Genomic DNA, 13,422 nt, shown 5'->3' with positions numbered 1-13,422 from the left:
TTACAATCACAAATCAAAAGGAGCCGAACAGTGATCGACACATTCAACCGAACCGGACCACTCATGGAAGCTGCAAGTTATCCCGCCTGGGCGCAACAACTGATCCAGGATTGCAGCGAGAGCAAACGCCGGGTTGTCGAACATGAACTTTATCTGCGTATGCGTGATAACAAGCTCAGCGCCAGAACCATGCGCCAGTACCTGATCGGGGGCTGGCCCGTCGTTGAGCAATTCGCGTTGTACATGGCGCAGAATCTCACCAAGACCAAATTCGCCCGTCATCCGGGTGAAGACATGGCGCGGCGCTGGTTGATGCGCAATATTCGCGTCGAACTCAACCACGCCGATTATTGGCTGCATTGGAGCCGGGCCCATGGGGTGAGCCTGGAAGATCTGCAGGCGCAGCAAGTGCCGCCGGAATTGCACGCCCTGAGCCACTGGTGCTGGCACACCAGTTCGGCGGATTCACTGATTGTGGCCATCGCGGCCACCAACTACGCCATCGAAGGCGCGACCGGGGAGTGGTCGGCGCTGGTGTGTTCGACGGGTGTCTATGCCGCCGCTTTTCCTGAAGAGGATCGCAAGCGGGCCATGAAGTGGCTGAAGATGCACGCCCAGTACGACGATGCCCATCCGTGGGAAGCGCTGGAGATCATCTGCACCCTCGCCGGGATGAACCCGAGCAAAGCCCTGCAGGCGGAGCTGCGACAGGCGATCTGCAAGAGTTATGACTACATGTACCTGTTCCTCGAGCGCTGCATGCAGCTCGAACTGTCGGAGCGGGTGATGGTCGGGCGTGAGCGTCGGGCACTGGTCGAGAGCTAGTTTCGGCGACATCAATAAAAAACGGGAGCCCTGGCTCCCGTTTTTTGTTGGCAGCGAATATCTAGCCCGCCATGGTCAGGCGATTGCGACCCTCGCGCTTGGCCACATACAGCGCGCTGTCGGCACGGCGCAGCAGGCTTTCGGCGGATTCGCCCGGCAACAGGGTCGAGCAGCCGAGACTCACGGTCAGTTCGATCAATCGATTATTGGCATAGTAATCCTGGGCCTGGGCTGCCTGACGCAGGCGCTCACCGACCATGGCGGCCGCATCACGCCCGGTGTTGGACAGCAGAATCAGAAACTCTTCCCCGCCATAACGGAACACCATATCGACATTGCGCAACTGGCCCTTGATCGATGCCGCCACGGCTTTGAGCACGTCGTCGCCGGCGCTGTGACCATGGAGGTCGTTGACCTGTTTGAAATGGTCGATGTCCAGCATCAGCAACGACAACGGTTGCAGGTGCCGGCGGGACATCTCGATTTCACGTTGCAGTGTCTGCTCCATGGCAATACGGTTGCCGGCACCGGTCAATGGATCACGCAGGGCGCTTTGCGTGGCGGCGCGGTAGAGCAGGGCATTGCGCATCGGGTACAGCAGGGCGGACAGCAGCGATTCGAGATTGCCCAGTTCCTGTTCGCTGAAGCGCTGGTTGCGGCGGAACACCAGCTCACCCATGTGCTCGCCTTCGTGGCTGAGGCGGTAGCTGGCCGAGTGGTGGCCGCGGGCACCGAACTCCAGGCGCAGGTCGCTGCCGTTGTGCACGTAGGTCAAGGCGTCCAGCGGCACCAGACGCTGAACTTCGCGGAAAAACAGACCGAGGATGCGTTGAGGTTCAAGGCTGGTTTGCAGTTGCAGGCTCATTTGCTGGCGCAGTTGCGCCAGGCTGACAGGTCGCGCCAGGAGAGGCGGCTGCTGACCAAAGCCCAGGCGTTGCAATTTGGCACTGTCGAAGTCAATTGCAGTGGTCTGGGAGGGTGATTTCATATGGCGTGAGCCCCTAAGCAGTAAGTCTGTCTTACAGGCTGGGTGAGAGCGGCTATGGGCTGCGCGTCATACTGATCCATCAGTCCCGTAGGACATTTGGCGTAAGTTTAGTCTGCCCGATGACGATTAGTCAGCTATCGAATCAGGCCTTGCCCGACTGCCTTCACTCGGCGTGCTTTGAGGAAATGTAGAGCGAAAGTCATGCCATACGGTTCATATTTTATTAAAACCGTTCTTAATCAATGGCTTGGGATTTTAGCGGGAGAAGGGGCGGTGGTTATTTGACTGAATTTGCTGCGCTCAAAGCGGCAATTGCATGCCGCGACGGTATTCCGCCACGGCAACAAATGCGACGTATGGCATTACTGGGCGTTGAAGGCCTGACCATTGATACCGGTGCTGTCCGGGCCCATCAGGTAGAGGTAGACCGGCATGATCTCTTCCGGCGTCGGATTGTTCAGCGGGTTTTCACCCGGATACGCCTGGGCACGCATGCTGGTGCGGGTTCCCCCGGGGTTGATGCTGTTGGAGCGCACCGGCGCCACGCCGTCGACTTCGTCGGCCAGGGTTTGCATCAGACCTTCGGTAGCGAACTTCGATACGCCATAGGCGCCCCAGTAAGCACGGCCCTTGCGGCCGACACTGCTGGAGGTGAAGACCACCGAGGCATCCTGCGACAGTTTCAGCAGCGGCAGCAGGGTGCTGGTGAGCATGAACATCGCGTTGACGTTGACCTGCATGACACGCATGAAGTTTTCACCGGACAACTGCTCGATCGGCGTACGCGGGCCAATGATCGAGGCGTTGTGCAGCAGGCCGTCAAGATGGCCGAACTCGGTCTCGATCATTGCCGCCAGCTCATCGTATTGATGGGGCAGGGCGGTTTCGAGGTTGAACGGGATCACTGCCGGCTGCGGATGCCCGGCGGCTTCGATTTCGTCGTAGACCTGGGTCAGGTTGGCTTCGGTCTTGCCCAGCAGCAGCACGGTCGCACCGTGGGCGGCGTAGGTCTTGGCGGCAGCCGCGCCGATGCCGCGACCGGCACCGGTGACCAGAATGACCCGATCCTTGAGCAATTCGGGGCGAGCGGAATAATCAAACATAAGAAACCTCTAATCCATTAACTTCTGATCGTTCCCGCGTCTTGCGCGGGAATGCAGCGATGGTCGCTTTGCAGCACCACTCAGCAACTGCACAGAGCGTTATCCAGCACCTTGCGCAACTCCAGCGGATGATCCACCACCACGTCCGCGCCCCAATGACGAGGGTTGTCGTCGGGGTGAATGTAGCCATAGGTCACGGCAGCGGTCCTGGTGCCGGCGTCACGGCCGGATTCGATATCGCGCAGATCATCGCCGATAAACAGAACACTCGACGGATCCAGATCAAGTATCTTGCAGGCAAGGATCAGCATCTCGGGATCCGGCTTGCTGTTCTTCACGTGATCCGGGCAGATCAGCAGCGCAGAGCGCTCGGCCAGTCCCAGTTGCTGCATGATCGGCTCGGCGAAACGCAGCGGCTTGTTGGTGACTACACCCCAGACCAGATTGGCTTTCTCGATGTCGGCCAGTAATTCGCCCATGCCGTCGAACAGCTTGCTGTGCACGGCGCAACCCACCAGATAGCGCTCGAGGAACTCCAGACGCAACTCCTCGAAGCCCGGCGACTCCGGATCCATCGAGAACGTCACCGCGACCATGGCCTTGGCGCCGCCGGAGATTTCATCGCGGATGTGTTTTTCGTTCATCGGCGGCAAGCCACGATCCGCGCGCATCGCCTGGCAGATGGCGATAAAGTCCGGCGCGGTGTCGAGCAGAGTGCCGTCCATGTCGAAAAGGACTGCTCTGATGGCCATCGGCTTACTCCTCGCGCAGGGTCTGGATCATGTAGTTGACGTCAACGTCCGCTGCCAGCTTGTAGTGCTTGGTCAGCGGGTTGTAGGTCAGACCGATGATGTCCTTGACGGTCAGGCCGGCCATGCGGCTCCAGGCACCCAGCTCGGACGGACGGATGAATTTCTTGAAGTCGTGGGTGCCGCGCGGCAGCAGCTTCATGATGTATTCGGCGCCGACGATGGCGAACAGGTACGCTTTCGGGTTGCGGTTGATGGTGGAGAAGAACACCTGGCCGCCGGGCTTGACCATGCGGAAACAGGCGCGGATCACCGAGGACGGATCCGGCACGTGCTCGAGCATTTCCAGGCAGGTGACAACGTCGAACTGCTCGGGCATTTCTTCAGCCAGGGCTTCGGCGGTGATCTGGCGGTACTCGACATTCACCCCGGATTCCAGCTGATGCAGTTGCGCGACCGCCAACGGTGCTTCGCCCATGTCGATGCCGGTCACGGTCGCGCCGCGCTGGGCCATGGCTTCGCTGAGAATGCCGCCGCCGCAACCGACGTCGAGGACCTTTTTGCCGGCCAGGTTGACGCGCTCGTCAATCCAGTTGACCCGCAGCGGGTTGATGTCGTGCAGCGGTTTGAACTCGCTTTCGCGATCCCACCAACGATGGGCCAGGGCTTCGAATTTGGCGATTTCGGCGTGGTCGACGTTGCTCATGATTCAATCCTCTAAAACTTGAAAAAGGCTGTAGCCCTGGAGTTTGACCCAGGGTGTTTACGATTCGGTGTGGCCGCTGATGCGTCGGCCCCAGGCCCGGGCGGTTTCGCCGAGCAGTTGTTCGTCAAGTCGGGTCAGACGCCGGTCGTCAAGCAACTGCTTGCCGGCAACCCACAGGTGTTTCACGCAGTCGCGACCGGTGGCGTATATAAGCTGCGAGACCGGGTCATAGACTGGTTGTTGCGCCAGGCCGGACAGGTCGAAGGCGACGATGTCTGCGGCCTTGCCGAGCTCCAGCGAGCCGGTCTCGGCTTCGATTCCCAAGGCACGCGCGCCGTTCAGCGTGGCCATGCGCAAGGCCCGATGGGCGTCCAGCGCGGTGGCCGAGCCGGCGACGGCTTTGGCCAGCAGGGCGGCGGTGCGGGTTTCGCCCAGCAGATCCAGGTCATTGTTGCTCGCGGCGCCATCGGTGCCGACCGCGACGTTGACCCCGGCCTGCCACAGGCGCTCCACCGGGCAGAAGCCGCTGGCCAGTTTCAGGTTCGACTCCGGGCAGTGGATCACGCTGGTGTTGCTTTCTACCAGCAACGCCAGGTCGTCATCGCTGATCTGGGTCATGTGCACCGCCTGGAAACGCGGGCCGAGCAGGCCGAGGCGACCGAGACGTGCCAGCGGGCGTTCGCCGCGCTGTTCGACCGCTTGCTGTACTTCGAAAGCGGTTTCGTGAACGTGCATGTGGATCGAGGCGTCAAGTTCTTCGGCGATCACGCGGATTTTTTCCAGGTTCTCGTCGCCCACGGTGTAGGGTGCATGAGGGCCGAAGGTGATCTTGATGCGTTCGTGATGCTTCAGGTCGCCGAACAGTTCGACGCCCTGACGAATGGCTTCATCGGCGCTGGCGGCACCCGGAATCGGGAAATCGAGGATCGGAATCGCGATCTGCGCACGGATTCCACTGTTGTGCACGCGCTCGCTCGCAACCTTCGGGAAGAAGTACATGTCCGAGAAACAGGTGATGCCACCTTTTATCTGCTCGGCGATGGCCAGGTCGGTGCCGTCACGCACAAAATCTTCATCGACCCATTTGCCCTCGGCCGGCCAGATGTGGTTTTCCAGCCATGTCATCAGCGGCAGATCGTCGGCCAGGCCACGGAACAGGGTCATGGCAGCATGGCCGTGGGCGTTGATCAGGCCGGGGCTGAGCAGAACGTCCGGCAGTTCGCGGACTTCGGCAGCGTTACACTTCAGCGCTTCGGCACGCGGGCCGATAAACACGATGCGCCCGTCGCGGATGCCCAGGCCATGCTCCTTGAGCACAACGCCTGCAGGTTCGACGGGTACCAGCCAGGTTGGCAGCAATAATAAGTCGAGCACAATGGCAGGTTTCGGCATCGAGGGTCGGTTCCAGTGCTTTTGTAAAGGATGGCGAAGTATACCCGAGCGTCTTCGCGGGGGGATCGCTATAATCGCCGGCTTTTGTTCATGAGTGCGGGGTGAGGGATGCGCGATCGACTGTTGGCTGCGGAGAAAGTAAAGGCCATCGATTGGCGTGATGGCGCGCTCCACCTGCTGGATCAGCGCGTTTTGCCGTTCGAGGAAAACTGGATCGCCTACACCAGCGCCGCCGGCGTGGCCGAGGCAATCCGCTCGATGGTGGTGCGCGGTGCGCCAGCCATCGGTATCAGTGCCGCATACGGCATCGTGCTGGCGGCCCGTGCCCGGATTGCCGAAGGTGGCGACTGGTACGCGGCGCTGGAAGAGGATTTCATGCTGCTGGCCGACTCTCGTCCGACAGCGGTCAACCTGTTCTGGGCGTTGAACCGCATGCACGACCGCCTGGATCGCTTGAAGGAAAACGCCGATCCGTTGGCGGCGCTGGAAGCCGAAGCCATCGCCATTCATGAAAGTGATCGCGAAGCCAACCTGACCATGGCTCAACTTGGCGTCGACCTGATCCGCAAGCATCAGGGCAATGCCCAGGCGATTCTGACGCACTGCAACACCGGCGCCCTGGCCACTGGCGGTTTTGGCACGGCGCTCGGAGTGATTCGCGCAGCGTTCATCGAGGGCATGGTCGAGCGTGTCTACGCCGACGAAACCCGGCCGTGGCTGCAAGGCTCGCGGCTGACCGCGTGGGAGCTGGCCAACGAAGGCATTCCGGTGACCCTGAACGCCGACTCCGCCGCTGCGCACATCATGAAGACCAAAGGCGTGACCTGGGTGATCGTCGGCGCCGACCGGATCACCGCCAACGGCGACGTGGCGAACAAGATCGGCACCTATCAACTGGCGGTCAACGCCATGCACCACGGCGTGCGCTTCATGGTGGTAGCGCCGAGTTCGACCATCGACATGAATCTGGCCAGCGGGGATGACATCCCTATCGAAGAGCGCGACGGCGCCGAGTTGCTGGAGGTTGGCGGCAAGCGTGTCGGGGCGGATGTCGAGGCGTTCAATCCGGTATTTGACGTAACGCCGGCGGACCTGATCGATGCAATCGTCACCGAGAAAGGCATCGTCGAGCGCCCGGACACCGCGAAAATGGCCCAGTTGATGTGCCGCAAGCGCCTGCATTGATTGACGCTGGCGTCTGTTCGGACGCTATCGCTGGCAAGCCAGCTCCCACAGGTTTTGTGCACGCCGCCGATCTTGTGGGAGCTGCGGTGCGACGACTCGACTTGCCAGCGATGAGGCCATTATTGTCAATAAACATCCCCAAACCTGACCTCAAATTCGCATTCAGGGAAGCTCTGAGCCTCTCTCGTCCCCGTTAAGCCTGTCATCGGTCAACTAACTATGCTCCATGCGCATCTGGGGGATAGGTGCGTGGCGGCTCTTGTGATAACATCCGGCGTTTTCCGAGGCAGTCCCACGGGGTTGTCTTCACTGCGCAAATCCAGGGTCAACTTGTCGATTTGTCGTAAGTCGGCGCATGGCACTCGGCCTGCATCGACGAGCTTCGTGCGTCCCCTATGGATATGGCGAAGTTTCACCAGAAAAAGGAATCAGGCTTCTCATGGGCGAACTGGCCAAAGAAATCCTCCCGGTCAATATCGAAGACGAGCTGAAACAGTCCTACCTCGACTACGCGATGAGCGTGATCGTCGGCCGTGCACTGCCGGATGCGCGCGATGGCTTGAAGCCCGTGCACCGTCGCGTGCTGTTCGCGATGAGCGAGCTGGGCAACGACTTCAACAAGCCGTACAAGAAATCTGCCCGTGTCGTCGGTGACGTGATCGGTAAGTATCACCCGCACGGTGATACCGCGGTGTACGACACCATCGTCCGCATGGCGCAGCCTTTCTCCCTGCGTTACCTGCTGGTCGACGGCCAGGGCAACTTCGGTTCGGTGGACGGCGACAACGCCGCGGCCATGCGATACACCGAAGTGCGCATGACCAAGCTGGCGCACGAGCTGCTGGCGGACCTGCACAAGGAAACCGTGGACTGGGTGCCGAACTACGACGGCACCGAACTGATCCCGGCGGTCATGCCGACCCGCGTACCGAACCTGCTGGTCAACGGTTCCAGCGGTATCGCCGTGGGCATGGCGACCAACATTCCGCCGCACAACCTCGGTGAAGTCATCGACGGTTGCCTGGCCCTCATCGACAATCCCGAGCTGACCGTCGATGAGCTGATGCAATACATTCCCGGTCCGGACTTCCCGACTGCCGCGATCATCAACGGTCGCGCCGGCATCATCGAAGCCTACCGCACCGGCCGTGGCCGCATTTACATGCGCGCCCGCTCGATCATCGAAGACATCGACAAGGTCGGTGGCCGTCAGCAGATCGTTATCACCGAACTCCCTTACCAGCTGAACAAGGCGCGTCTGATCGAGAAGATCGCCGAGCTGGTAAAAGAGAAGAAACTCGAAGGCATCACCGAGCTGCGCGACGAGTCCGACAAGGACGGTATGCGCGTGGTGATCGAACTGCGTCGCGGCGAAGTGCCTGAGGTGATCCTCAACAACCTCTATGCCCAGACCCAGCTGCAATCGGTATTCGGCATCAACATCGTTGCGCTGATCGACGGCCGTCCGCGGATCCTGAACCTCAAGGACCTGCTGGAAGCCTTCGTCCGTCACCGTCGCGAAGTGGTGACCCGCCGTACCGTGTTCGAACTGCGCAAGGCGCGCGAGCGTGGTCACATCCTCGAAGGTCAGGCCGTTGCCCTGTCGAACATCGACCCGGTGATCGCCCTGATCAAGGCTTCGCCGACCCCGTCGGAAGCCAAGGAAGCGCTGGTCAGCACGCCGTGGGAATCCACTGCCGTGGTGGCGATGGTGGAGCGTGCCGGTGCCGATTCGTGCCGTCCGGAAAACCTCGATCCGCAATACGGTCTGCGCGACGGCAAGTACTTCCTGTCGCCAGAGCAGGCGCAAGCCATTCTGGAGCTGCGTCTGCACCGCCTGACCGGTCTGGAACACGAAAAGCTGCTGGCCGAGTATCAAGAGATCCTCAACCAGATCGGCGAGCTGATCCGCATCCTCAACAGCGCCGTGCGCCTGATGGAAGTGATCCGCGAAGAGCTGGAAGTGATCCGCGCCGAATACGGCGACGTGCGCCGCACCGAAATCCTCGATGCCCGTCTCGACCTGACCCTGGGCGACATGATCCCGGAAGAAGAGCGCGTTGTGACCATCTCCCACGGTGGCTATGCCAAGACCCAGCCGCTGGCTGCGTACCAGGCCCAGCGTCGTGGCGGTAAAGGCAAATCGGCTACCGGCGTGAAGGATGAGGACTACATCGCTCACCTGCTGGTCGCCAACAGCCACACTACGCTGCTGCTGTTCTCCAGCAAGGGCAAGGTGTACTGGCTGAAAACCTACGAAATTCCGGAAGCGTCCCGCGCCGCCCGTGGTCGTCCGCTGGTCAACCTGCTGCCGCTGGATGACGGTGAATACATCACCACCATGCTGCCGGTCGAGGAATACACCGAAGGTCACTACATCTTCATGGCCACCGCCAACGGCACCGTGAAGAAGACTCCGCTGGAATCCTTCAGTCGTCAGCGCAGCGTCGGTCTGATCGCGCTGGAGCTGGACGAAGGCGACGTGTTGATCTCCGCAGCGATTACCGATGGCGAGCGTGAAGTGATGCTGTTCTCCGACGGCGGCAAGGTGACCCGCTTCAAGGAATCCGACGTTCGTGCCATGGGCCGTACCGCCCGTGGTGTGCGCGGCATGCGTCTGCCGGAAGGGCAGAAGCTGATTTCGATGCTGATCCCGGAAGAAGGCAGCCAGATCCTCACCGCTTCCGAGCGTGGTTATGGCAAGCGCACCGCGATCACCGAGTTCCCTGAGTACAAGCGTGGCGGCCAGGGCGTGATCGCCATGGTCAGCAACGAGCGTAACGGCCGTCTGGTCGGTGCGGTTCAGGTGCTCGACGGCGAGGAGATCATGCTGATTTCCGACCAGGGCACGCTGGTGCGTACCCGTGTCGACGAAGTCTCCAGCCTGGGTCGTAACACCCAGGGCGTGACCCTGATCAAACTGGCCAAGGATGAAACCCTGGTCGGTCTGGAGCGGGTTCAGGAGCCGTCGGAAGTCGAGGGTGAAGCGCTTGAAGGTGAAGAAGGTGTCGAACTGGAAGATGGCGTGATCGGCGCCGAACCGGACGATGCGGTCGACAACCTGCAGGCGGACGCCGCAGGCGAAGAAGAGTCGCAAGACTAACCAAATCGTAGCAGGGCAGAGTGTTTGCTCTGTCCGCTACCGTGATTGCAAAGCGAGAGTGGATGTGAGCAAACGAGCCTTTAACTTCTGCGCAGGTCCCGCTGCGCTGCCTGAAGCTGTCCTGTTGCGTGCCCAGTCCGAGATGCTCGACTGGCACGGCAAGGGTCTGTCGGTCATGGAAATGAGCCATCGCAGTGATGACTACGTGGCCATCGCCGAGAAGGCCGAACAAGACCTGCGCGACCTGCTGTCCATCCCCTCCAATTACAAAGTGCTGTTCCTGCAGGGCGGTGCGAGCCAACAGTTCGCCGAGATTCCGCTGAACCTGCTGCCCGAGAACGGCACTGCCGACTATGTCGAAACCGGCATCTGGTCGAAGAAAGCCATCGAGGAAGCGCGTCGCTTCGGCAACATCAACGTTGCTGCCAGCGCCAAGCCTTATGACTACCTGGCCATCCCTGGCCAGAATGAGTGGAATTTGACCCCGGGTGCGGCCTATCTGCACTATGCGTCCAACGAAACCATCGGCGGCCTGCAGTTTGACTGGGTTCCCGAGGCCGGTGACGTTCCGCTGGTGGTCGACATGTCCTCCGATATCCTCTCGCGCCCGATCGATGTGTCGCAGTACGGCCTGATCTACGCCGGCGCGCAGAAGAACATCGGCCCGAGCGGTCTGGTGGTGGTGATCGTCCGTGAAGACCTGCTCGGTCGTGCTCGCAGTTCGTGCCCGACCATGCTTGACTACAAGATTTCGGCCGATAACGGTTCGATGTACAACACCCCGGCCACCTATTCCTGGTACCTCTCGGGTCTCGTCTTCGAGTGGCTGAAGGAGCAGGGCGGCGTTGCCGCGATGGAGCAGCGCAACAAGGCGAAGAAAGATCGCCTGTACGGCTTCATCGACAACAGCGACTTCTATACCAATCCGATCAGCACCAACGCCCGCTCGTGGATGAACGTGCCGTTCCGTCTGGCTGACGAGCGTCTGGACAAGGCGTTCCTGGCCGGCGCCGACGCCCGTGGCCTGCTCAACCTCAAGGGTCATCGTTCGGTCGGCGGCATGCGTGCATCGATCTACAACGCCCTGGGTCTGGACGCCGTCGAAGCGCTGGTCGGCTACATGGCTGAATTCGAGAAGGAGCATTCCTGATGTCCGAGCAGGAGCTCAAGGCGCTGCGCGTTCGCATTGATAACCTGGATGAGAAGATTCTCCAGCTGATCAGCGATCGCGCGCGCTGCGCCGAAGAAGTTGCCCGGGTCAAGATGGCCAGTCTGGCCGAAGGCGAGCAGCCGGTGTTCTACCGTCCCGAGCGTGAGGCGCAGGTCCTCAAGCGCGTGATGGAGCGCAACAAGGGGCCGCTGGGCAACGAAGAGATGGCGCGCTTGTTCCGCGAAATCATGTCTTCGTGTCTGGCCCTCGAGAACCCGCTGAAAGTGGCTTATCTCGGTCCGGAAGGCACCTTCACCCAGGCGGCGGCCATGAAGCACTTCGGTCACGCGGTGATCAGCAAGCCGATGGCGGCGATCGACGAAGTGTTCCGTGAAGTGGCAGCCGGTGCGGTGAATTTTGGCGTGGTGCCGGTGGAAAACTCCACTGAAGGCGCGGTCAACCACACCCTCGACAGCTTCCTCGAGCACGACATGGTGATCTGCGGCGAAGTCGAGCTGCGCATTCACCACCACCTGCTGGTCGGTGAAAACACCAAGACCGACAGCATCAGCCGTATCTATTCCCACGCCCAGTCGCTGGCCCAGTGCCGCAAATGGCTGGACGCCCATTATCCGAATGTCGAGCGCGTGGCGGTTTCCAGCAACGCCGAGGCGGCCAAGCGGGTCAAGGGCGAATGGAACTCGGCGGCGATCGCCGGTGACATGGCGGCCGGGCTCTATGGCCTGACCCGTCTGGCCGAGAAGATCGAGGATCGCCCGGACAACTCCACGCGCTTCCTGATGATCGGTAACCAGGAAGTGCCGCCGACCGGCGACGACAAGACTTCGATCATCGTGTCCATGAGCAACAAGCCCGGCGCGCTCCACGAGCTGCTGGTACCGTTCCATGACAACGGGATCGACCTGACCCGGATCGAAACCCGTCCGTCGCGCAGCGGCAAATGGACCTACGTGTTCTTCATCGACTTCGTCGGTCATCACCGTGATCCGCTGATCAAAGGTGTACTGGAAAAGATCAGTCAGGAAGCAGTAGCACTCAAGGTGCTGGGTTCCTACCCGAAAGCAGTTCTTTAAGGGGTGGTAGCAATGAGTGGCAACTTCCTCGCTCTGGCACAGCCGGGCGTGCAGCAACTTTCGCCATACGTGCCGGGCAAGCCCGTGGACGAACTGGCCCGCGAGCTGGACCTGGATCCGGCAAGTATCGTCAAACTGGCGAGCAACGAAAACCCGCTGGGCGCCAGCCCGAAAGCGCTGGTCGCAATCCGCGAAGCGCTGGATGAGTTGACCCGTTATCCGGACGGCAATGGCTTTGCCCTGAAATCCCTGCTGGCCGAGCAGTGCCGTGTCGAGCTGAACCAAGTGACTTTGGGCAACGGTTCCAACGACATTCTTGAGCTGGTGGCGCGCGCCTATCTGGCGCCGGGCCTGAATGCGGTGTTCAGCGAGCACGCGTTCGCGGTTTACCCGATCGCGACCCAGGCGGTCGGTGCGCAGGCCAAAGTCGTTCCGGCCAAGGATTGGGGGCATGACCTGCCGGCGATGCTGGCCGCCATCGACGCCAACACTCGTGTCGTGTTCATCGCCAACCCGAACAACCCGACCGGCACCTGGTTCGGCGCCGAAGCGCTGGACGAGTTCCTTCAGGATGTGCCGGAGCACGTGCTGGTGGTGCTGGACGAGGCCTACATCGAATACGCCGAAGGCAGCGATCTACCGGATGGCCTGGATTTCCTCGCGGCTTATCCGAACCTGCTGGTTTCGCGCACCTTCTCCAAGGCTTATGGTCTGGCGTCGCTGCGTGTTGGCTACGGCTTGTCCACGCCAGTGGTGGCGGACGTGCTGAACCGCGTACGCCAGCCGTTCAACGTCAACAGCCTGGCCTTGGCCGCGGCGTGTGCGGCGCTGAAGGACGAGGAATATCTGGCGCAGAGCCGTCAGCTCAACGAGTCCGGCATGCAACAGCTGGAAGCGGGTTTTCGCGAGTTGGGTCTGAGCTGGATTCCGTCCAAGGGCAACTTTATCTGCGTCGACCTTGGTCAGGTGGCGGCTCCGGTGTTCCAGGGCCTGCTGCGCGAAGGCGTGATCGTGCGTCCGGTGGCCAACTACGGCATGCCGAACCATCTGCGGGTGACCATCGGTCTGCCGGCGGAAAACAGCCGCTTCCTCGAAGCGCTGCGCAAGGTTCTGGCTCGTGGGTGATG

11 protein-coding genes are annotated in these 13,422 nt (G+C 61.0%); 6 read left to right on the top strand and 5 right to left on the bottom strand.

Annotation, left to right across the window (positions count from 1 at the left end):
• Positions 1 to 30 precede the first annotated feature (30 nt).
• Complete coding sequence (locus CAF77_RS19500) at positions 31 to 825, top strand: TenA family transcriptional regulator (RefSeq protein ID WP_064383403.1); 795 nt, start codon at positions 31 to 33, stop codon at positions 823 to 825.
• A gap of 61 nt (positions 826 to 886) precedes the next feature.
• On the opposite strand, the gene CAF77_RS19495 is transcribed toward CAF77_RS19500, so the two are convergent.
• From CAF77_RS19495 to CAF77_RS19475, 5 genes are all read right to left on the bottom strand, one after another.
• Complete coding sequence (locus CAF77_RS19495; protein WP_085655148.1) at positions 887 to 1,813, bottom strand: GGDEF domain-containing protein; 927 nt, start codon at positions 1,811 to 1,813, stop codon at positions 887 to 889.
• A gap of 362 nt (positions 1,814 to 2,175) precedes the next feature.
• The gene (locus tag CAF77_RS19490; RefSeq protein ID WP_025113079.1) at positions 2,176 to 2,916 is read right to left on the bottom strand and encodes a YciK family oxidoreductase; all 741 of its coding nucleotides are present in this window, start codon (positions 2,914 to 2,916) and stop codon (positions 2,176 to 2,178) included.
• 80 nt (positions 2,917 to 2,996) lie between these two features.
• The gene (mupP, locus tag CAF77_RS19485) at positions 2,997 to 3,668 is read right to left on the bottom strand and encodes an N-acetylmuramic acid 6-phosphate phosphatase MupP (RefSeq protein WP_064383400.1); all 672 of its coding nucleotides are present in this window, start codon (positions 3,666 to 3,668) and stop codon (positions 2,997 to 2,999) included.
• 4 nt (positions 3,669 to 3,672) lie between these two features.
• A complete protein-coding gene (gene ubiG / locus CAF77_RS19480) occupies positions 3,673 to 4,371 on the bottom strand; it encodes a bifunctional 2-polyprenyl-6-hydroxyphenol methylase/3-demethylubiquinol 3-O-methyltransferase UbiG (RefSeq protein WP_007950906.1) in 699 nt (232 codons plus the stop codon).
• Positions 4,372 to 4,428: 57 nt separating this feature from the next.
• The gene (locus CAF77_RS19475) at positions 4,429 to 5,763 is read right to left on the bottom strand and encodes a TRZ/ATZ family hydrolase (protein WP_064383399.1); all 1,335 of its coding nucleotides are present in this window, start codon (positions 5,761 to 5,763) and stop codon (positions 4,429 to 4,431) included.
• A 108-nt stretch (positions 5,764 to 5,871) separates the two neighbouring features.
• Here CAF77_RS19475 and mtnA point away from each other — a divergent pair, with 108 nt between their 5' ends.
• From mtnA to hisC, 5 genes are all read left to right on the top strand, one after another.
• Positions 5,872 to 6,948 carry an S-methyl-5-thioribose-1-phosphate isomerase gene (gene mtnA, locus CAF77_RS19470; RefSeq protein WP_011335374.1) on the top strand — a complete coding sequence of 359 codons (1,077 nt, stop codon included), beginning with the start codon at positions 5,872 to 5,874 and terminating at the stop codon, positions 6,946 to 6,948.
• Positions 6,949 to 7,387: 439 nt separating this feature from the next.
• Complete coding sequence (gyrA, locus tag CAF77_RS19465; protein ID WP_064383396.1) at positions 7,388 to 10,051, top strand: DNA gyrase subunit A; 2,664 nt, start codon at positions 7,388 to 7,390, stop codon at positions 10,049 to 10,051.
• Between the two features lie 64 nt (positions 10,052 to 10,115).
• A complete protein-coding gene (gene serC / locus CAF77_RS19460) occupies positions 10,116 to 11,201 on the top strand; it encodes a 3-phosphoserine/phosphohydroxythreonine transaminase (RefSeq protein WP_064383394.1) in 1,086 nt (361 codons plus the stop codon).
• Positions 11,201 to 12,295: a prephenate dehydratase gene (pheA, locus tag CAF77_RS19455; protein WP_007950913.1), complete on the top strand. Its 1,095-nt coding sequence runs from the start codon at positions 11,201 to 11,203 to the stop codon at positions 12,293 to 12,295. The genes serC and pheA overlap by 1 nt, the downstream gene beginning before the upstream one ends.
• A 12-nt stretch (positions 12,296 to 12,307) precedes the next feature.
• Positions 12,308 to 13,420, top strand: a complete 1,113-nt coding sequence (gene hisC / locus CAF77_RS19450; protein ID WP_064383393.1) for a histidinol-phosphate transaminase — start codon at positions 12,308 to 12,310, stop codon at positions 13,418 to 13,420.
• The last annotated feature ends 2 nt before the right edge of the window (positions 13,421 to 13,422 follow it).

Source organism: Pseudomonas sp. R15(2017), from assembly GCF_002112685.1.
GTDB classification, from domain to species: domain Bacteria; phylum Pseudomonadota; class Gammaproteobacteria; order Pseudomonadales; family Pseudomonadaceae; genus Aquipseudomonas; species Aquipseudomonas glycinae.
The sequence above is the reverse complement of the archived record's forward strand: the minus strand, read 5'-3'. Positions and strand labels throughout refer to the sequence as shown.